General features: G+C 63.2%; 17 protein-coding genes. 12 read left to right on the top strand and 5 right to left on the bottom strand.

All coding sequences use genetic code 11. The features are described from left to right. The 6 genes from QCE88_RS31670 (at position 1) to QCE88_RS31645 (ending at position 7,538) form a co-directional block, all read left to right on the top strand. Complete coding sequence (locus QCE88_RS31670) at positions 1-1,911, top strand: (Fe-S)-binding protein (RefSeq protein WP_309909196.1); 1,911 nt, start codon at positions 1-3, stop codon at positions 1,909-1,911. Between the two features lie 4 nt (positions 1,912-1,915). Then, positions 1,916-3,079: an electron transfer flavoprotein subunit alpha/FixB family protein gene (locus tag QCE88_RS31665; protein ID WP_309909195.1), complete on the top strand. Its 1,164-nt coding sequence runs from the start codon at positions 1,916-1,918 to the stop codon at positions 3,077-3,079. Beyond that, positions 3,076-3,834: an electron transfer flavoprotein subunit beta/FixA family protein gene (locus tag QCE88_RS31660; RefSeq protein ID WP_309909194.1), complete on the top strand. Its 759-nt coding sequence runs from the start codon at positions 3,076-3,078 to the stop codon at positions 3,832-3,834. The genes QCE88_RS31665 and QCE88_RS31660 overlap by 4 nt, the downstream gene beginning before the upstream one ends. Positions 3,835-3,925: 91 nt before the next feature. Next, the gene (locus tag QCE88_RS31655) at positions 3,926-5,224 is read left to right on the top strand and encodes an aromatic ring-hydroxylating dioxygenase subunit alpha (RefSeq protein ID WP_309909193.1); all 1,299 of its coding nucleotides are present in this window, start codon (positions 3,926-3,928) and stop codon (positions 5,222-5,224) included. A 33-nt stretch (positions 5,225-5,257) separates the two neighbouring features. Further along, positions 5,258-6,520: an FAD-binding oxidoreductase gene (locus tag QCE88_RS31650; protein ID WP_409018255.1), complete on the top strand. Its 1,263-nt coding sequence runs from the start codon at positions 5,258-5,260 to the stop codon at positions 6,518-6,520. Between the two features lie 163 nt (positions 6,521-6,683). Continuing rightward, positions 6,684-7,538 (top strand): glycine betaine ABC transporter substrate-binding protein, encoded by an 855-nt coding sequence (locus QCE88_RS31645; protein ID WP_309909191.1) that lies wholly within the window; start codon positions 6,684-6,686, stop codon positions 7,536-7,538. A gap of 49 nt (positions 7,539-7,587) precedes the next feature. On the opposite strand, the gene QCE88_RS31640 is transcribed toward QCE88_RS31645, so the two are convergent. Continuing rightward, positions 7,588-8,520, bottom strand: coding sequence for a LysR substrate-binding domain-containing protein (locus QCE88_RS31640; protein ID WP_309909189.1), 933 nt, complete (start codon positions 8,518-8,520; stop codon positions 7,588-7,590). A 76-nt stretch (positions 8,521-8,596) separates the two neighbouring features. Between QCE88_RS31640 and QCE88_RS31635 the strand changes: the two genes are divergently transcribed. The 4 genes from QCE88_RS31635 to QCE88_RS31620 are packed head-to-tail and all read left to right on the top strand — an operon-like array spanning position 8,597 to position 11,357. Beyond that, on the top strand, positions 8,597-9,301 hold the full coding sequence (locus QCE88_RS31635; RefSeq protein ID WP_309909188.1) for a TIGR00730 family Rossman fold protein: 705 nt from the start codon (positions 8,597-8,599) through the stop codon (positions 9,299-9,301). Beyond that, positions 9,298-10,032, top strand: a complete 735-nt coding sequence (locus QCE88_RS31630) for a hypothetical protein (RefSeq protein ID WP_309909187.1) — start codon at positions 9,298-9,300, stop codon at positions 10,030-10,032. Before QCE88_RS31635 ends, QCE88_RS31630 begins: the two co-directional genes overlap by 4 nt. Positions 10,033-10,042: 10 nt before the next feature. Continuing rightward, positions 10,043-10,429, top strand: a complete 387-nt coding sequence (locus QCE88_RS31625; RefSeq protein ID WP_309909185.1) for an NUDIX domain-containing protein — start codon at positions 10,043-10,045, stop codon at positions 10,427-10,429. Between the two features lie 40 nt (positions 10,430-10,469). Further along, the gene (locus tag QCE88_RS31620; RefSeq protein ID WP_309909183.1) at positions 10,470-11,357 is read left to right on the top strand and encodes a DMT family transporter; all 888 of its coding nucleotides are present in this window, start codon (positions 10,470-10,472) and stop codon (positions 11,355-11,357) included. Here the strand turns inward: QCE88_RS31620 and purU are convergent. After that, entirely contained in the window at positions 11,326-12,201 is an 876-nt protein-coding gene (purU, locus tag QCE88_RS31615; protein WP_309909182.1) for a formyltetrahydrofolate deformylase, read from the bottom strand. The genes QCE88_RS31620 and purU overlap by 32 nt on opposite strands. A 119-nt stretch (positions 12,202-12,320) precedes the next feature. Next, positions 12,321-13,232: a choline sulfate utilization transcriptional regulator gene (locus QCE88_RS31610; RefSeq protein ID WP_309909181.1), complete on the bottom strand. Its 912-nt coding sequence runs from the start codon at positions 13,230-13,232 to the stop codon at positions 12,321-12,323. A 125-nt stretch (positions 13,233-13,357) separates the two neighbouring features. On the opposite strand from QCE88_RS31610, the gene betC reads away from it, so the two are divergent. Together betC and QCE88_RS31600 are read left to right on the top strand one after the other, a co-directional pair. Continuing rightward, complete coding sequence (betC, locus tag QCE88_RS31605) at positions 13,358-14,902, top strand: choline-sulfatase (protein ID WP_309909180.1); 1,545 nt, start codon at positions 13,358-13,360, stop codon at positions 14,900-14,902. A 37-nt stretch (positions 14,903-14,939) separates the two neighbouring features. Beyond that, positions 14,940-15,887: a choline ABC transporter substrate-binding protein gene (locus tag QCE88_RS31600; RefSeq protein ID WP_309909178.1), complete on the top strand. Its 948-nt coding sequence runs from the start codon at positions 14,940-14,942 to the stop codon at positions 15,885-15,887. Positions 15,888-16,169: 282 nt separating this feature from the next. Here the strand turns inward: QCE88_RS31600 and QCE88_RS31595 are convergent, their stop codons facing one another. Together QCE88_RS31595 and QCE88_RS31590 are read right to left on the bottom strand one after the other, a co-directional pair. Next, positions 16,170-16,613, bottom strand: coding sequence for a hypothetical protein (locus QCE88_RS31595; RefSeq protein ID WP_309909176.1), 444 nt, complete (start codon positions 16,611-16,613; stop codon positions 16,170-16,172). Then, positions 16,610-17,698, bottom strand: a complete 1,089-nt coding sequence (locus QCE88_RS31590; RefSeq protein ID WP_309909175.1) for a hypothetical protein — start codon at positions 17,696-17,698, stop codon at positions 16,610-16,612. Before QCE88_RS31590 ends, QCE88_RS31595 begins: the two co-directional genes overlap by 4 nt. Positions 17,699-17,883: the final 185 nt, after the last annotated feature.

Below are 17,883 nucleotides of genomic sequence, written 5' to 3'. Positions count from 1 at the left end.
ATGAACCCCGTGTTTGTCATCACCGTGCTGCTGTGGCTCTCGATGGCCGGCCTCGCGTTCGCGCTGCTCAAGCGTGCGGCTTACTGGCGCGAAGGCCGCGCAACGACAGCAGGCGCCTATGGCTGGGCGAACCTGCTCACCATCCCGAAGCGCTATTTCGTGGACCTGCATCATGTCGTGTCACGCGATCCGTATATCGCCAGGACGCACGTCGCCACTGCCGGCGGCGCAATCCTCGCGATGGCGCTGGTCTTCGTCAACTACGGTCTCGCGATCTACTCGCCCTGGCTCGACAGGCTGATCTTCATCGCGGCGATCATCATGCTGGTCGGTGCGGTGTTCGTGTGGAAGCGCCGTCGTGCCAAGGACGTGCCCGCGCGGCTGTCGCATGGTCCGTGGGACAGCCTGCCGCTGCTGCTCGGCTCGTTCGCGGCGGGGCTCGCGTTGTTCATGCTGTTGCCGGCTTCGTGGATGTCGGGCGCGCTGGCGATCATCGTCGCGTTGCTGGTCGCGGCCGGCGCCTACACCATGACCTTCGGCGCCGCGAAGGGCGGTCCGATGAAGCACGCGATGGCGGGTCTCCTGCATCTCGCGTTTCATCCGCGCCAGGAACGCTTCAGGGCGCATACCGAGCGGGAAGTGGTGCCGCCCACGGCGCTGAAGAAGCCCGTGCTGGACGCGAAGGAATACGGCGTCGGCAAGCCGGTGGAGTTCCGCTGGAACCAGCTGCTGAGCTTCGATGCCTGCGTGCAGTGCGGCAAGTGCGAAGCCGCGTGCCCGGCGTTCGCCTCGGGCCAGCCGCTGAATCCGAAGAAGCTGATCCAGGATCTCGTGACGGGCATGGTCGGCGGATCGGATGCGCAATACGCAGGCAGCCCGACGCCCGGCATTCCGGTCGGCAAGCATTCGGGCGGACCGGGCAAGCCGCTGATCTCGCAGATGATCGAAGCCGACACGATCTGGTCCTGCACCACCTGCCGCGCCTGCGTGCAGGAGTGCCCGATGCTGATCGAGCACGTCGATGCCATCGTCGACATGCGCCGCAACCAGACACTCGTGGAAGGCGAGGTGCCGGGCAAGGGTCCGATCACGCTCGCGAACCTGCGCGAAACCGGCAGCCAGAACGGCTATGACATCGGCGCGCGTTACGACTGGTCGGTGGATCTGCAGGTGCAGGTCGCGCAGCCGGGGCGTCCGGTGGATGTGTTGCTGATTGCCGGCGAAGGCGCGTTCGACATGCGCTACCAGCGCACACTGCGTGCGCTCGCCAAGGTGATGAACAAGGCGGGCGTGGATTACGCGGTGCTCGGCGGCGTGGAAACGGATACCGGCGACACGGCCCGCCGTCTCGGCGATGAAGCCACGTTCCAGGAATGCGCGTCCAAGCTGATGAATACGCTGTCGCAGTACCAGTTCCGCCGCATCGTCACTGCGGACCCGCACGTGCTGCACAGCCTGCGCAACGAGTATCGCGCGCTCGGCGGCTATTACGAAGTGCAGCATCACAGCGCGTTCATGGCCGAGCTGGTCGCGAGCGGCAAGCTCACGCCGAAGGCCGCCGCGGTGCTCGCGGACAAGAAAATCACGTATCACGATCCCTGCTATCTCGGCCGCTACAACGGCGAGACCGAAGCGCCGCGCACGCTGCTGAAGACCATCGGCATCAAGGTCGTCGAGATGGAACGCCACGGCATGCGCGCGCGCTGCTGCGGCGGTGGCGGCGGCGCGCCGCTGACCGACATTCCCGGCAAGCAGCGCATCCCGGATATCCGGATCGCCGATGCACGGTCGATCGGCGCAGACGTGGTCGCAGTCGGTTGCCCGCAATGCACCGCGATGCTGGAAGGTGTGGTCGGCCCGCGTCCTGAAGTGCTGGACGTGGCGGAACTGGTCGCGGCGGCGCTGGAGTAAAGCGATGAACAACGATATCAAGCGAATCGATCCCCGCCGGCCGTTCATCGTCACGGCGGCGGGCCTGAAGCGGATCACGCTGGGTGAGATCGGCAACGGCGCCCTGCTGCAGTTCACGCACGGCGCGCACACGGATGCCGCCAAGCCGCGCCGCACGACCCAGGCTGCAACGCGTGCGCTGCTCGTCGCCGCGCACACGGACCGCGGCGCGCTCGACGATCACGCACGTCAAGTGCTGGCCGCCGCCGCGCTGCTCGCGGACAGCGCCACCGAAGTCGTGCTGATTGCCTTCGGCGAATTCAAGGACGATGCCGCCGCGCTTGGCGCGGACCGTTATATCGAACTACCGGGCTTCGACCGGCGCAACTTCGCGCCCGACGAGGAAGTGCGTGCGCTGACGGCCTGCGTCGCGCATTTCGCGCCGGTGCGCATCTTCATGCCGGACAACGCCACCGGCGACGGCGATCTCGGCCGTCGCTATGCCGCGCGCGCCGATGCGTCGATCGCCACGCAGGTGGTCGAGCTCGATGCGGCGCATGTCGCGTCCTACGCACAGGCGGGCCGTGCAATGGCCTCGCGCGAGTTGCCCGACGTCGTGATGCTCGCCGCCAATGCGGTGGATGCGCGGCTGCCGTTCGTCGGCGCGGGCGAAGCGGTGCCTGCGCAAGGCATCGTGCCGGCGGCGAAGGCGAGCGTCTTCGTCGATCTCGGCATCGAGGAAATGGATGCCGCGCAGGTCGCACTGGAGGAAGCGGACTTCATCGTGTCGGCGGGCAACGGCGTCTCCGACATCGCCGCATTCGAGGCGCTGGCAGGCACGCTGGGCGCGGCGATCGGCGCGAGCCGCGTGGCCGTCGACGACGGCAAGTTCACGCGCGACAAGCAGATCGGCGCAACGGGCAAGACGGTCGAGGCGAGCGTGTATATCGCGTTCGGCATTTCGGGTGCCGTGCAGCACTTGCAGGGCATCAAGGACTGCCGCCATGTCATCGCGGTCAATCTCGATGCGAGCGCGCCGATTGCCAAGCGCGCCAACCTGACCATCGTCGCGGACACGCAGGAAACCATCAAGGCGCTGACCGATGCGGCCACCGCCGCGCGCGCGGCGCGGGCCGGCGGCACGCCGGTCGTGCAGACCGCGTCCGTCGCGGAAGGAGTTGCAGCGTGAAGATCGCCGTTCTCGTATCCACCGGGCGTCATCCCGTCAGCGGCACGGCGCGCTACAGCCGCAACGATGCCGCCGCGTTGACCATCGCCATCGGCATCGCCAAGGCACAGGGCGCGCAACTCGACGTGCTGCACGCCGGCGATCCCGCCAATCCGGCGCTGGCTGAGTATCTCGCGCTCGGCGCGCCGAAGGTCGAAGTGCTCAACACCGAGGGCGATGCCTGTGCCGCGCTGGCGCAGCGGCTCTCGGGCTACCACCTGGTGTTCACCGGCACCCGCGCCGAAGGCGCCTACGACAGCGGCACGCTGCCTTACAAACTCGCGGATGCATTGAACCTGCCGCTGGTCGGCGCGGCCGTGGATGTCAGCGTGACGCCGGACGGAGTGGAAGTGCGCCAGTTCATGCCGAAGGGCCTGCGCCGCCGCGTGCGCGCGCCGTTGCCCGCGCTCGTCGCCGTGCATCCGCTCGCCAATGCCGTGCCGCGCTACGCCTATGCACGCCTGCGTGAAGGGCATGTTGCGCCGGTTGCATCGGTGGTGGCGGCGGACAAGGAAAAAGCCGCGTGGACGGTGCGCCCGGCCGGCGCCAAGCCGAAGAAACTGGCCGCGCCCGAGAAGCGTTCGGGCCACTCGCGCATGCTGTCCGCGACGACCACGGAAAGCCGTGGCGGCAGCGTCGTAATTGAAGGAAGTTCTGTCGAAAAAGCACAAGTGATACTCGCGTATTTGCGCGAGCATCAACTGGTCGATTACTGATTTTTCGACGCGCATACCAGCAGCAACAAGCAGCAGCCCGCGTTCAAAGGTGTGTGGCGGGGCACCAGACGTGACGCACACGGAGCACACGATGAAAGTTTCGGCAGACGTTCGCGCAATGATCGAACGCCGCAAAAAGGGCCATACGCTCGAGGCGCCGTTCTACACGAGCGAGGATATTCACGCGCTCGACCTCGATGCCATCTTCCGCAAGACCTGGATCCAGGTCGCCATCGAACCGGATATCCCCGAGCCGGGCGATTACACGACAGTCGAGATCGGCAGCGACTCGATCCTGATCGTGCGCGACGACGACATGGAAATCCGCGCGTTCTACAACGTCTGCCGACATCGCGGCGCGCGCCTGTGCAACCAGGAGAAAGGTTCGCTCGGCAATATCGTGTGTCCGTATCACAGCTGGACCTATAACCTCTCGGGCGACCTGATGTTCGCCGAGCACATGGGCGACCAGTTCGACCGCTGCAAGCACAGTCTCAAGAAGGTCCACGTGCAGAATCTCGCGGGCCTGATCTTCATCTGCCTCGCCGACGAACCGCCCGTCGACTTCGCCGTGATGCGCGAAGCCATGGAGCCGTATCTCGCGCCGCACGGTCTGAAGGACACGAAGATTGCCGCAAGCATCGACATCGTCGAGAAAGGCAACTGGAAGCTCACGATGGAGAACAACCGCGAGTGCTATCACTGCGTCGCGAACCATCCCGAGCTGACCATCTCGCTCTATGAATACGGCTTCGGCTATCAACGCTCGCCCGCCAACGAGGAAGGCATGGCGGCGTTCGAGAAGACCGTCGAAGAGCGTACGAAGCAATGGGAAGCGATGTGCCTGCCGTCCGCCGAGATCGAACGTCTCTCGGACCTCGTGACGGGCTTCCGTACGCAGCGCCTGCCGCTCGACCGCGACGGCGAATCGCAGACGCTCGATGCGAAGGTCGCGTCGAAGAAGCTGCTCGGTGGTTTCGAGCGTGCGGACTTGGGCGGCCTGTCGTTCTGGACGCAGCCGAACTCCTGGCACCACTTCATGAGCGATCACATCGTCACGTTCAGCGTGATTCCGCTGTCCGCCGGCGAAACCGTCGTGCGCACGAAATGGCTGGTGCACAAGGACGCGCGCGAAGGTATCGACTACGACGTCGACAATCTCACCGCCGTGTGGCGCGCGACGAACGATCAGGACCGCACGCTGGTCGAGTATTCGCAGCTCGGCGTGACGAGCAACGCGTATGAGCCGGGTCCGTATTCGCCGTTCACGGAAGGTCTCGTCGAGAAGTTCTGCGAGTGGTACATCAATCGCCTGGGTGACTACGCAGACACGCCGGCCCACGGCGTCGATGCCGCGCACGGCGAGAAAGTCGTTTCCTTCATGCGCTAAGCGCGCACCCCGAGCAGCAAGCAGGAGTCAAGCATGATGCGCGATCAGGCCACGTTCGAGCCGACCGACAGCCGAGTCACCCAGCCGCAATTCTGGGGCGCGCTGCCGGCGCGCTGGGATTGCGACACCGACGAGACGCTCGTCTGTTGTCACGTCCGGCAGGAGACCCACGACGTCAAGAGTTTCTTCTTCAAGGCGCCGGGCGAACGCGCCTTCGTGTTCGAGCCGGGTCAGTTCATCACGCTCGAACTCGATATCGACGGCGAGCAGATCAACCGTTGCTACACCATCTCGTCGGCGCCGACACGGCCGCATACGATCTCCATCACGGTGAAGCGCGTGCCGGGCGGCAAGGTGTCGAACTGGCTGCATGACAATGTCGTAGCGGGCACCACGGTGCGCGTGCTCGGGCCGTCGGGCGAGTTCACCTGCGCGCGGCATCCGGCGCGCAAGTATCTGTTCCTCTCGGCGGGGTCAGGCGTCACACCGTTGATGTCGATGAGCCGTGCCCATCATGAACTCGTCGAGGACGCCGACATCGTGTTCGTCCACAGCGCGCGCACGCCGGACGACATCATCTTCGCGCGCGAGCTGGAACTGATCGCGTCGAATCAGAAGAACTTCCGTGCGTCGTTTGTCTGCGAGCGAGTGGGCGCGCGCACCAGCTGGCCCGGCGTGACGGGCTTTTTGAGCCTGCCGCTGCTCAAGCTGATCGCTCCGGACTATCTGGAACGCGAGGTCTTCACCTGCGGGCCGGCGCCTTACATGAAGGCGGTGCGCGATCTGCTCGACGAAGGCGGCTTCGATCGCAAGCACTATCACGAGGAGAGTTTTTCGTTCGGCGTGATCGAGGAAGTGGCGGCCGAACTGACGACGGCGCACGTCGCCGATGCACTCGCCACGCACACGGATTTCGTGGAGGCGCGCGAGCAGGCGGTGGGATTTGCGCCGGCGCCGTTAGAGCCCGTAATAGAACCCGTCACAGAGCCCGTAACTGAGCCCGTAACTGAGCCCGTGGCCGCCCCGGTCGACACACGCTACAAGGTGAACTTCGCCAAGAGCCGCCGGGATATCGAATGCGGCAGCAACGAACACGTGCTTGACGCAGCGAAGAAGGCCGGTGTCCGTCTGCCTTCCTCATGCACACAGGGCATGTGCGGCACCTGCAAGGTCAAGCTGGTATCCGGTGAAGTCAGCATGAAGCACGCGGGCGGCATCCGTCAGCGCGAGATCGATCAAGGCATGGTGCTGCTCTGTTGCAGCAAGCCGTTGAGCGATCTCGTCGTCGACAAGTAAGCACGAGCACGAACCGGATCTCCTCGGGCAGGCCCGTATCGGGGAGAGGGCAGGGAGGAGCGTCGTTTCTGGACAAGTCGATGTCGGAAAAGCGCGTTACGGGCCAATTCTGGCTGGTGAATCTTGACGCTACACGGCGTGGGGCCGCTTAAGGGGAAATCGAATGAAAGCGATGAGAAGAAAGCTCGTTCTGGGGGCGATGACCGCTGCCCTCGCAGCGAGCCTGGGGGCAAACGCCGCTGACAAGCCAACCATCAAGATCGGCTACGTCGAGGGCTGGGATGACAGCGTCGCGACGTCGAATGTCGCCGCGCGCATCATCGAGAAGAAGCTGGGCTATCCGGTGCAACTGGTGCCGGTGGCGGCGGGCGTGATGTGGCAGGGCGTCGCGCGCGGCGATCTGGACGCGACCTTGTCCGCCTGGCTGCCGGTCACGCACGGCGCGTACTGGAACAACTTCAAGTCGAAGGTCGTCAATCTCGGGCCGAACTTCCAGGACGCGAAGATCGGCCTGATCGTGCCGGAGAACGCGGATGTCAGCAGCCTGTCCGACCTCGAAGCGAAGAAGGCGGAATTCGACTCGCGCATCGTGGGTATCGACGCGGGCGCGGGTGTGATGCAAAAGACGAGCGAGGCCATCAAGGCCTATAACCTCGACTACAGGCTGATGCCGAGCTCGGGCTCGGCGATGACGGCGGAACTGGCGCGCTCGGAAGCCGCCAACAAGCCGATCATCGTGACGGGCTGGAAGCCGCACTGGATGTTCGCGAAGTACAAGCTCAAGTTCCTCGAGGATCCGAAGAAGGTCTTCGGCGAGTCCGAGCACGTGGACAACGTCGTGAATCCGGAACTGGAAAAGAAAGCGCCGACCGTGGTGGCCTTCCTGAAGAAATTCCAGTGGAAGCCGGGTGAGATCGACAGCGTCATGCTGGCCACGCAGAATGGCGAGAAGCCGCAAGCCGCCGCCGATGCGTGGATCAGCGCGCACGCGGACCGCGTGAGTTCCTGGACCCAGTAAGTATTCCGGATTCTTGCTGCAATCACTCGCTGCAATCAAAGTGGCCCGGTCAGCTTGCGCTGATCGGGCCACTTGTCCTTTCTGAGGCGTGAAGGTCAGTGCCGCTGCGATCCTGTGCGCTGCGTTCGGTTTCGAGCAGCCAGGTCACGAAGGGCGTCACGTTGGAAGGCTGTCTGACGGGATCGCGCGTGTAGATCCAGGTCTCGCGATCCACTGGATGAAAGCCCAGCGGAGCAATCAAGGTTCCCTTTTCCAGTTCGCTGCGCACCAGGAATTCAGGCGCGATGGCAAAGCCGAGGGCGCCCTTGGCCGCTTCCACCGAGAGCGTCAGCGACTCGAAGACCGCGCCGCCCGACACGTCGAGGCCGACGCCATGGGCTTCGCCCCACTCGCTCCATGCATTGAGCTTCGATGATGCGTGCAACAACGGCAGATCCCGCATCCGGTCTGGCGCCACGGGCGGATCCGGCCAGCCTGGTGCGCAGACCGGACCGATACGCTCCGAAGCCAGGTGCGTCACCGTCACGCCGCCCACCGATGCACGAGGCTGTCCGCTCAGGATCAGCACGTCGACGGAACCGTCCAGCAACGCATCAAAATTGGCACGCGTCTGGAAGCACACCGCGAGTGCCGGATGCTGCTGAACAAAGGTTTCAAAACGTGGGAGCAGCCATTGCGCGAGGAAGGTGGTGGAGCACCCAATGGAGAGCCGGTGCGCCACCTGATCTTCCCTGATCTGCCGGCAGCCTTCCTCCAGCGCGGCGAAGGTGTCCTTGCAGACCTGCTTCAGACGCTCGCCGTTGCGCGTGAGCCGCACGCCGCCGCTGTGCCGTTCGAAGAGCGGCTGGCCGAGCCAGTCTTCGAGCGTTCGCATCTGATGGCTGATTGCGCCGTGCGTCATGCCGATCGATTGAGCGGCCTTCGAAAAACTCGAAAACCCCGCCACCGTTTCGAAACTCAGTAAGGCGCGAAGGGTGGGCATTCGCTTCGTTGGGTTGTCAATTTTATTCACGGGGGCCGCTAAAATTATTAGTTAGGATGATGAATGATCGTGAAATATGATCTTAGCATTGAACGATCTGCTGTCAGCCACCGGAGGATGTGTGTATCGCGAAGTACTGAACGAGCTGCGCGGCGTGCATGAGTTGTCGCGCAGACTGAACGGCGCGGTCAGCATCTTCGGCAGCGCACGCGCGGCACCGGGTTCCCGCCACTTCGACATGGCGAAGCTGATCGCCGGGAAGCTCGCGCGTGAGGACCTGTCCGTCATTTCGGGCGGCGGTCCCGGCATCATGCGCGCGGCGCTGGAAGGCGCGCGGGCCGGCGGAACGCAAGCCATTGGTTTCAACATCAGGCTTCCGTTCGAACCGCTCGATATGCGGGACCAGGACATCTCGCTGACATTCGATCGTTTCTTCACGCGAAAATTTGCATTCAGCCAGTGTTCCGACGCCTATGTCGTGATGCCCGGCGGCATGGGCACGCTCGACGAACTGTTCGAAATACTCACGCTGATCCAGACGGGCAAGCTTGCATCGAAACCGGTCGCGCTGGTGGATCGTGCCTTCTGGCGTGGGCTGATCGCATGGCTGCGCGAGCAGCCCTTGTCGGCTGGTTTCATTCATCAGGAAGACATCGACAGCGTCGGTGTCTTCGACGACGCAGACGAAGTCGTGAAATTCGTCATTGAAGGGATCAGCGCGGGGATCGGTGCGCGAAGGATCGCGCACGCCCTGAAGGTAACCGACGGAGCCTTGCCATGAAGCCACTCGCACCTCAACTTGTCATGTTCACCGGCGGGCGCGACAGCACGCTTGCCGCTTGCCTGCTGATGCTGCAGGGCGTTCCGGTTCACCTCTTCAGCGCCAACAGCGGCTGTTCCATTCATCGCGAGATCCTGTCCCATCGCGTGGATGAACTGAAGCGCAGGTTCGGCGAGCTGGTGGTGCGGCACGTCGTGGAGGACATCAGCGGCGCGTTTCGCAATATCGCTATCGCATCGCTTGAAAGCGACATCGTTCAGGACCGGAAGAACCTCGTTCTGCTGGGCGAGAAAATCGCCATTCATGCGCACGTCGTCAACTACTGTTTGCGCAACGGTATCGAGGATATCAACGACGGCATCGCGCTCTATCAGGACGAGTTCCCCGAGCAGCGCCGGGTCGCGAAAGACTACTTCGTCGGCCTCATGCGCGAATACGGCATCGCGTATCACAGTCCGATCTACGAAATCGCCAAATCAGTCGACGACGTCAAATACCGTCTGCTGCTGATCGGCCTGTCGACCAAGTCGCTGGAAGGCATTTCCATCTTCGCCGACAGCTTCACCGAGCCTTCGGACGAAACAGTGCTCGCCTATCTTCAGAGAAAGGAGCCGCTCTGTCGCGACATCATCAGCCTGTTGACGGGCCACGATGATCACACGCTGCGACTGGACCGTGGCGCGGGAGCGCGGACGGCGAACATTCGCGACGCGATCACCAATAACCTTTGAGCCGGGCGACATGATCGAAAAGTGTGCCGCGATCATCGTGGAGAATCGACGTCTGCTCGTCGTGCGCAAGCGCGGCACCTCGACCTTCATCTCCCCGGGCGGCAAGATGGAAAAAGCGGAAGGGCAGCTTGACTGCCTGCGTCGGGAATTGCGGGAGGAGCTCGCTGTGAAACTTGTTCAGGCCGAGCGGTTTGGCACCTATGAGCGGCGCGCGGCAGGCGAAGACCATTACATTCGCATCCATGCGTGGCTCACCTCCGTGGATGGCGTGTGCCTGCCGCATGCGGAGATCGAGGAACTGGGCTGGATCGCGGGCGTGCCGTTGCTGCCGGTGGGCTCGGTGTTCGCCGAGTGCGTGATCCCTGAACTCGTGCGGCGGGATCTGATCGATGCATGATGCGTCGGGGCGTCGTGGTCGTGTGTGGAACGTGGCATCGATGAATTCGCCCGGCAAGGGCCTCCTGCTTGCCTCGCTCGGCGCGGTGCTGCTCAGCGTCGATACGCTGCTGCTGCGGCTGATCCACGGCGACCCCTTCCAGATGGCGTTTGCGCGGGGACTGCTGATGCTGCTCGCCGGTGTCGTCGTCACGCTGTTCCGGCACGGGTCCGGCTGGCGGACCGTCGCAAGAGGCTGGGCCGCACGGGCGGTCATCGTCTGCTACGGCCTGTCCTCCGTCACCTTCGTCCTCAGCGCGATGATGACGACTATCTCGAACATGCTCACGCTCATCGCCACGGCGCCGCTCTGGGCCGCGCTTGGCGCCGGCGTCTTCTTCAAGGACTGGCCGCCGCCCAGGACCTGGCTCGCGTGCGCCTGCGCGTTGCTCGGCGTGGTCACGGTCGTGTGGCCGTCATTCTCCACGCGGGCGGCCATCGGCGCAGGCGATGCACTGGCGCTGGCCACGGCGCTGCTGATGGCCGGGGCGTTGCTGCTGTCGCGGCGGTCTTGCGGTGATCTGGCGCTGGCTCCAGCGTTCGGCGGCTTGCTGGCTGCTGTCGTGCTGCTGCCGTTCGTACCGCGTGCGGCGTTTCCGGATGGCACCCAGATGCTTTTGATGGCGCTCGAAGGCGCCCTTGTCGTGCCGCTGGCATTGGGCATGATCGCGGCGTCGGCACGTATGCTGCCGGCGCCACAGGTGGGCTTGTTTCTGCTGATCGAGACCGTGCTCGGACCCTTCTGGATCTGGGCCTTTCTCGGCGAGACGCCGACACGCTACGCCATCATCGGCGGCAGCATGGTGGTGATGTCGCTTGCGATGCATGGCGCGTTTGCGTTGCGCGCCTCACGCGCTGCTAGCGCAGCACGACGGTCCGTTCGCCGTTGATGAACACCCGCCGCTCGATGAACGCCTTGACCGCGCGCGCCAGCGTGATGCATTCCACGTCGCGACCGGTCGCGAGCAGCCGCTCGGGGCTGTACGCGTGGTCCACGCGCTCCACTTCCTGCTCGATGATCGGGCCTTCATCGAGGTCGTCGGTAACGAAGTGCGCAGTTGCGCCAATCAGCTTGACGCCGCGCGTGTGCGCCTGGTGATAGGGCTTCGCACCCTTGAATCCCGGCAGGAACGAGTGATGGATATTGATGGCCCGCCCACTCAGCTTGCGGCTCGTCTCGCCCGAAAGAATCTGCATGTAGCGCGCAAGAACCATGAGTTCGGCGCCGGAGGTATCGAACAGGTCGAGCAAGCGGGCTTCCTGCTGCGCCTTGGTATCCGCCGTGACCGGCAGATGATGGAACGGCAGGCCATGCTGCTCCGCGAGCGGCGCGAGGTCCGGGTGATTGGAGCCAATGCCGACGATATCCATCTTCAGTTCGCCCATGCGCCAACGGAACAGCAGGTCCGCGAGGCAATGTTCGAGCTTCGACACCATGAGCAGCACTTTCGGCCGCACAGACAGGTCGTGCATTGCCCAGGACATGGAAAAGCGCCCGGCAATCGACTCGAATTCGCGCTGCAACATGGCCAGATCCAGCGGTTCGTCCGGTCGCGCGCCATGAAAGACGCAGCGTACGAAGAAGCGTTCGCTCAGGTCGTCGTCGAAGACGGTGAGTTCGTCGATATACCCGTGATGCCGCTCCAGAAAGCCGACGATGGCGGCCACTTGCCCCGCCGCGCTCGGGCACGAGACGGTAAGCACCAGTTGATCAAAGCGGGAATCGGCTGCCATGCGTGCTCCACATTCGGATGATCGCCGCGCCGCGAGATACGGCGAGCGTGCGCATCAGTAGAACAAAAGACGGGGTTCGAACGATAGAAGCCAGACGCCGCGCATCTAGTACAAAAACGTCAGACGCTCACGTCGCATTCCTCGAGCAGCCATGCGCTGAACGCCTGCACCGCCGCCGCCGGTTCGCGCGGCGTGACCAGCATGTAGCCGCGCTCCGTGACGAGCGGGGTCTCGCACAGCGCAACCAGCTGGCCGGTGGCGATCAGCTCGTCCACGAGCGGCGCCCAACCGAGCGCGACGCCCTGACCCATGACCGCCGCGTGCGTGACGAGCGCATAGCTGTTGAACGTGAAGCCGCCCTGCGTGGGCGGCGCGGCGAGCCCATGCACTTCGAACCAGGCGCTCCATGAGAGCCAGCGCTCCGGATGCGTGGCTTCCAGATGCAGCAGCGGCAGCCCCAGAAAATCAGCGGGCGTACGCGGCGCCGGGACCTTGTGCAACAGCGACGGGCTGCACACCGGCATCACGCATTCGGGAAACAGCTTCACGGCGCGGCGCGGGCTCCAGTCCGCCTGGGTATCGCCGAACACGATCACCACGTCCGCCTGCTGGCCCGATGCGCTCGGCATACTTTGCGACGTGATGATCTTGACATCGACATCCGGCATCAGCGCCTTGAACTGCGGCAGGCGCGGCATCAGCCAGTAGGTGGCGAAGCCGAAGTCGGTGGCCAGCGTGAGCGTGCGCTGTGCGCGCCGTGAGCGAATGTCCGCCGTGGCTGTGCGAATCACGTCGAGTCCCTGGCGCACGGCTTCGAACAGCCGCACGCCGTCTTCCGTCAGCGTGACGCCGCGATGCCCGCGCTCGAACAGCGCCGCGCCGAGCGCTTCCTCCAGCTGCACGACGCGCTGACTCACCGCGGGCTGCGTGGAGCCGAGTTCGCGCGCGGCGGCCGTGAAGCTCGCGAGTCGCGCGGCGGACTCGAACATCAACAACGCCTGCATGGGCGGCAGACGATCCGGCCGCGGCATAACCCCTCCTTATGGGCGCATAACGATTTGCTGTCTTCACAGCCGCGAATTGACCGGCAATAGTGATATTGAACCGCTGTTCAACCAACGCCTGCTGTGGTGGATTCTATTCGAGGCACGCTTTCATGCTTGAGACGAAACAAAATATTCTCGTACTGATGGCCGACCAGCTCACGCCGTTCGCGCTGTCGGCCTATGGCAACCGGGTGACGAAGACGCCGCGCATCGACGCACTCGCGCGCGAAGGCGTCGTGTTCGAGTCGGCGTATTGTGCGAGTCCGCTGTGCGCGCCGTCGCGCTTTTCGCTTCTCGCGGGCAAGCTGCCTTCGAACATCGGCGCGTACGACAACGCCGCCGAGTTCCCGTCCGAAACCCTGACCTTCGCGCATTACCTGCGCGCCGAAGGCTATCGCACGATTCTTTCCGGCAAGATGCATTTCTGCGGCGCGGATCAGTTGCATGGCTTCGAGGAACGCCTCACGACCGATATCTATCCCGCCGATTTCGGCTGGACGCCCGACTGGCAAAACCCTGAAGCGCGCCCGACGTGGTATCACAACATGAGCTCGGTGATCGATGCGGGTCCGTGCGTGCGCACCAACCAGCTCGACTTCGACGACGAAGTGACCTTCACCGCGCGCCAGAAGCTCTTCGACATCGCCCGTGAGCGCAACGCGGGCCGGGACGCGCGTCCGTTCATGATGGTCGCGTCGCTTACACATCCGCATGATCCCTACGCCATTCCGCGCAAATACTGGGACCTGTATCGCGACGAAGACATCGACATGCCGTCGTATCGGGATTCGCTCGATGTTAGCGATCCCCATTCGAAGCGCCTGCGCCATGTGTACGAAGCGGACCGCACGCCGCCCACCGAACGGCAGATCCGCAACGCGCGGCGTGCTTACTACGGCGCGGTGTCCTACGTGGACGACCAGTTCGCGTCGATACTCGAAGCGCTCGAACAGGCGGGACTCGCGGACGACACGATCATCGTCGTGACATCGGATCATGGCGAGATGCTCGGCGAACGGGGCCTCTGGTACAAGATGACCTTCTTCGAAGGCGGCTGTCGCGTGCCGCTGATCGTGCATGCGCCGAAGCAGTTCGGCGCGCGTCGCGTGGCGGAGTCGGTATCGCATCTGGATGTGTTGCCCACGCTGGTCGAATTCGCGCGCGGAGCGGCCGTGACTGGGCCGGAAGCGTGGCCCGACAGCGTCGACGGCCAAAGCCTCGTGCCGCATCTGCAGGGAAGCGGCGGCCATGATGAAGCGACCGGCGAGTACCTCGCGGAAGGCGCCATCGCGCCGGTCGTGATGATCCGGCGTGGCCGCTACAAGTTCATCCATTCCAGCGTGGATCCCGACCAGCTGTACGACGTTCAGTCCGATCCCCTCGAACGCACCAATCTCGCTGACGTGGAACGCCACGCTTCGCTCGTGGCCGAGTTCCGCGCGGAGATCGCGCGCCGCTGGGATCTCGATGCACTGCATCAGGACGTGCTGACGAGCCAGCGCCGCCGTCATTTCCACTTCGCGGCGACGACGCGCGGCACCATCCAGTCGTGGGACTGGCAGCCGCACGTGGATGCGAGCCAGCGCTACATGCGCAACCATATCGACCTCGACGATCTCGAAGCCATGGCGCGTTTCCCGGCCGTCGAGCGCTGACGTGTTCCTCTTCTCCCCACCGACGACAGGACCCACCATGAAAAAGGGCTTCATCCACGCGCTCTTCGCCGCCGCGCTTGTTTGCGTGGCATCTCACGCATTCGCCGCGGAGCCGCAGTCCTGCACGCAGGTGCGCATGGCCGGCCCGGGGTGGACCGACATCGACGCCACCAATGCAATGAGCGGCATCGTGCTCAAGGCGCTGGGCTATCGGCAGAACGTAGCGAACCTGTCGGTGCCGATCACCTATCAGGGCTTGAAGAAAGGGCAGATCGATGTGTTCCTCGGCAACTGGATGCCCGCTCAGGCGCCGCTCGTGAAGCCGTTCTTCGAGGAGAAGTCGATCGAGGTGGTGCGGCCGAATCTGTCGAATGCGAAGTTCACGCTGGCCGTGCCGGATTACGTGGCTGCGGCGGGCGTGCATTCGTTCGCAGACCTCGCGAAGAACGCCGACAAGTTCGATAACCGCATCTATGGCATCGAACCGGGCGCGCCCGCGAATCAGAACATCAAGCGCATGGTGGACGACAAGGCTTTCGGGCTGGGCGACTGGAAGGTGGTGGAGTCGAGCGAGACCGCCATGCTGACGCAGGTCGAGCGTGCGGTGCGTGACAAGAAGTGGATTGTCTTTCTCGCCTGGGAACCGCATCTCATGAACACGAAGTTCAAGCTCGCGTATCTCGACGGTGGCGACCGCTACTTCGGTCCGAACTACGGCGGCGCGACGGTCAATACGGTGGCGCGCAGTGGCTACGAGCAGCAGTGTCCGAATCTCGGCCGCCTGTTCAAGCAGATGGCCTTCAATGTGGATCTCGAGAACGGCGTCATCACCGAGGTGCTGGAGAAGAAGACCCACGTCGATGAAGCCGCCAGCGACGCGCTGAAGCATCATCCCGAGTTGCTCAAGTCCTGGCTCGATGGCGTGACGACCGCAAGCGGCGGTAATGGCCTCGAAGCGGTGCAGACGGCGCTGGGGGTGAAGTAAGCGGGCTTTCTTCTGCGTGCGGGGCGGATCGGTCCGTTTCGCCGCATGGCCACTCAGGCGCTTAAGCGGCAGGCTCCGCAGTTCCCGGGAGGTCTGGCGGATGTCATCACGTGACGAGATCGGCGTTGGCGCGCTCATGACGCTGACGATGCTGGTGGGACGGTTTCCCGCCGCGCTTCGATTATCTCTTTACCGTGCGCCTCCAAGAGCCCCTTGTGAGACTTAGGCATCTGTCTCACCCGCGTCTTTGTTTCTTGCCATCGACGCGGGGTTTTTATGCCTTCACTTTGCAGGCGCCTGGCGTGGGTTGACGCTCCACGAACGGGGCTGTCCGGTGATGTGCTTGAGGAACGTATGGCCCGGACCGTACACAGTGATTTCGATGAACTCCGCAGTGTGCGGATCAGCCGGCTTTCCTTGCTTATCGAAAGAGTCCGTTTCAACCTCGGTAACAGGAATGCACCATGCAGCCTCACTCCTTTTCACTTTGTTGCCTTCGCTGTTGTAGCAGTATAGGGTGAAGAAATCCGGGTAATCGGCGGCGCGCATTTCTTCGGTGCTGCCGTTCCACTTGTACTTCATCGTGATCGTGCCCGGATGGGATTGAGATGCATCTTGTGCACCCGGAAAATCGGCTCGGTTCATATGCGATGTGCTTGAGATTACGGTGCCCGCGCAGGCGCTGAGCATGAAGATAGCTGCCGCTAATGTCGTGACTCGCTTCATTTCGAGTGTCGATCCAAATAGCGGTAACGCGCCGGATATTTTTCCCGGCCCCTCTCTTCGCAGGGAGAGCCGAGACTCGAAAAGTACATATTCACGGATTCAGCGAAGTCCTCGTTTTCATTGCGGCGCGCATAATCGGAAGGTGCTTTTCCATCGCTTGCCATTGCGTCGAGCCATGCCTGTTTCTTCGATCCATCCTTCCATAACGATTGACTCCATAGATGCCCGGTTTCATGGCTCATGGTGCTATCCACGTATTCTTGCGGGATGTCGCGCCAATCCTTCCATGGGAAGATCGCGACGCCTTGTTCTATTTCCGCAGTCGCGCCGGAGGAGAAACCGGCCTCTCCATATTTCGTGGCCCAATAGGCGTCTTCAGGATTCATCTGCGTATTCAACGAAACCCTCGTCAAGTCCTGGGTCTGTTGTGGCTTAAGGACTTCCAAGGCTTTGATCACTCTATCGCCGTTCGGAAGCGCATATCCTTCAGCAGGCTTGCCAAGCGGCGTGAAAACATCCACGGACCTTCCGTGTACCGTAGCCGTCTTCCGGAACGCGGGGCTTCGCCCGTCAGCCGGAAAATCGAACATTACGCGATCGACCGTTGAAGCAGTGACGGGGTTGACGTGCTTGTACAACTCGGCGGGTGCGTCGATACGACGACGCGAGCCATCGAGATAAGAGCAATCGAGGCGTGCCGCCATGGCTTTGAGCTTCGCGGGTGTCGCGTCGGGCGCGGCCCGTGGCCATAGCTGCTCGGGCGTGTAGGTGCGGGCGCGGGGCGGCGGCGGCAAGACCTCGCGACTCACGAAGACGTGCTCAGGCTCCTTCAATTCAACCTGCAACTCACCTGAGCGAACCGCGCGCTCGATGTCTTCGTAGGCGTCAAAGCCGGCCATCCCGTGTATGCCGATAAGCGCGGACAACTCGGGCATGATGAACAAGTTGGTTGACCATTCCGCGCGCCGATCCAGAAACAATTCGGCATGGAAGCGGTTGCCAAGTTCTTCGTAGCTTAGATTCAGGTAATCGGGACGCCGGCGTACGATGAAGCCGATATCTCGGAGATACACTTCGTTCGTCAATTCATCTTCCTTTGGGATCGGTGGATGGGAACTGATGCGGGCGGAGCGTGCTATAACAAATCTGCACCATCCTCAATTCGAACAATCGCGATGATGTGGAAGAGGTTTTTGGCTTTGCGAAGTGAATGAAGCGTGACCACACCCCCAAGCAGACGCACTCGACGAGCGGGAACATCAGAAGCTGG

It is taken from the genome of Caballeronia sp. LZ035 (assembly GCF_031451175.1).
Classification (GTDB): Bacteria; Pseudomonadota; Gammaproteobacteria; order Burkholderiales; family Burkholderiaceae; genus Caballeronia.
Note: the sequence above shows the minus strand (reverse complement) of the source record. Positions and strands in the feature narration are given on the sequence as shown.

Bases quoted from the DNA above. Each gene is read 5' to 3' on its own strand.
- QCE88_RS31645 (WP_309909191.1), top strand. From the start codon at position 6,684: ATGAAAGCGATGAGAAGAAAGCTCGTTCTGGGGGCGATGACCGCTGCC.
- betC (WP_309909180.1), top strand. From the start codon at position 13,358: ATGCTTGAGACGAAACAAAATATTCTCGTACTGATGGCCGACCAGCTC.
- QCE88_RS31600 (WP_309909178.1), top strand. From the start codon at position 14,940: ATGAAAAAGGGCTTCATCCACGCGCTCTTCGCCGCCGCGCTTGTTTGC.
- QCE88_RS31610 (WP_309909181.1), bottom strand. From the start codon at position 13,232: ATGCCGCGGCCGGATCGTCTGCCGCCCATGCAGGCGTTGTTGATGTTC.
- QCE88_RS31650 (WP_409018255.1), top strand. From the start codon at position 5,258: ATGATGCGCGATCAGGCCACGTTCGAGCCGACCGACAGCCGAGTCACC.
- QCE88_RS31665 (WP_309909195.1), top strand. From the start codon at position 1,916: ATGAACAACGATATCAAGCGAATCGATCCCCGCCGGCCGTTCATCGTC.
- QCE88_RS31670 (WP_309909196.1), top strand. From the start codon at position 1: ATGAACCCCGTGTTTGTCATCACCGTGCTGCTGTGGCTCTCGATGGCC.
- QCE88_RS31640 (WP_309909189.1), bottom strand. From the start codon at position 8,520: ATGCCCACCCTTCGCGCCTTACTGAGTTTCGAAACGGTGGCGGGGTTT.
- QCE88_RS31620 (WP_309909183.1), top strand. From the start codon at position 10,470: ATGAATTCGCCCGGCAAGGGCCTCCTGCTTGCCTCGCTCGGCGCGGTG.
- QCE88_RS31595 (WP_309909176.1), bottom strand. From the start codon at position 16,613: ATGAAGCGAGTCACGACATTAGCGGCAGCTATCTTCATGCTCAGCGCC.
- QCE88_RS31630 (WP_309909187.1), top strand. From the start codon at position 9,298: ATGAAGCCACTCGCACCTCAACTTGTCATGTTCACCGGCGGGCGCGAC.
- QCE88_RS31635 (WP_309909188.1), top strand. From the start codon at position 8,597: ATGATCTTAGCATTGAACGATCTGCTGTCAGCCACCGGAGGATGTGTG.
- QCE88_RS31655 (WP_309909193.1), top strand. From the start codon at position 3,926: ATGAAAGTTTCGGCAGACGTTCGCGCAATGATCGAACGCCGCAAAAAG.
- QCE88_RS31625 (WP_309909185.1), top strand. From the start codon at position 10,043: ATGATCGAAAAGTGTGCCGCGATCATCGTGGAGAATCGACGTCTGCTC.
- purU (WP_309909182.1), bottom strand. From the start codon at position 12,201: ATGGCAGCCGATTCCCGCTTTGATCAACTGGTGCTTACCGTCTCGTGC.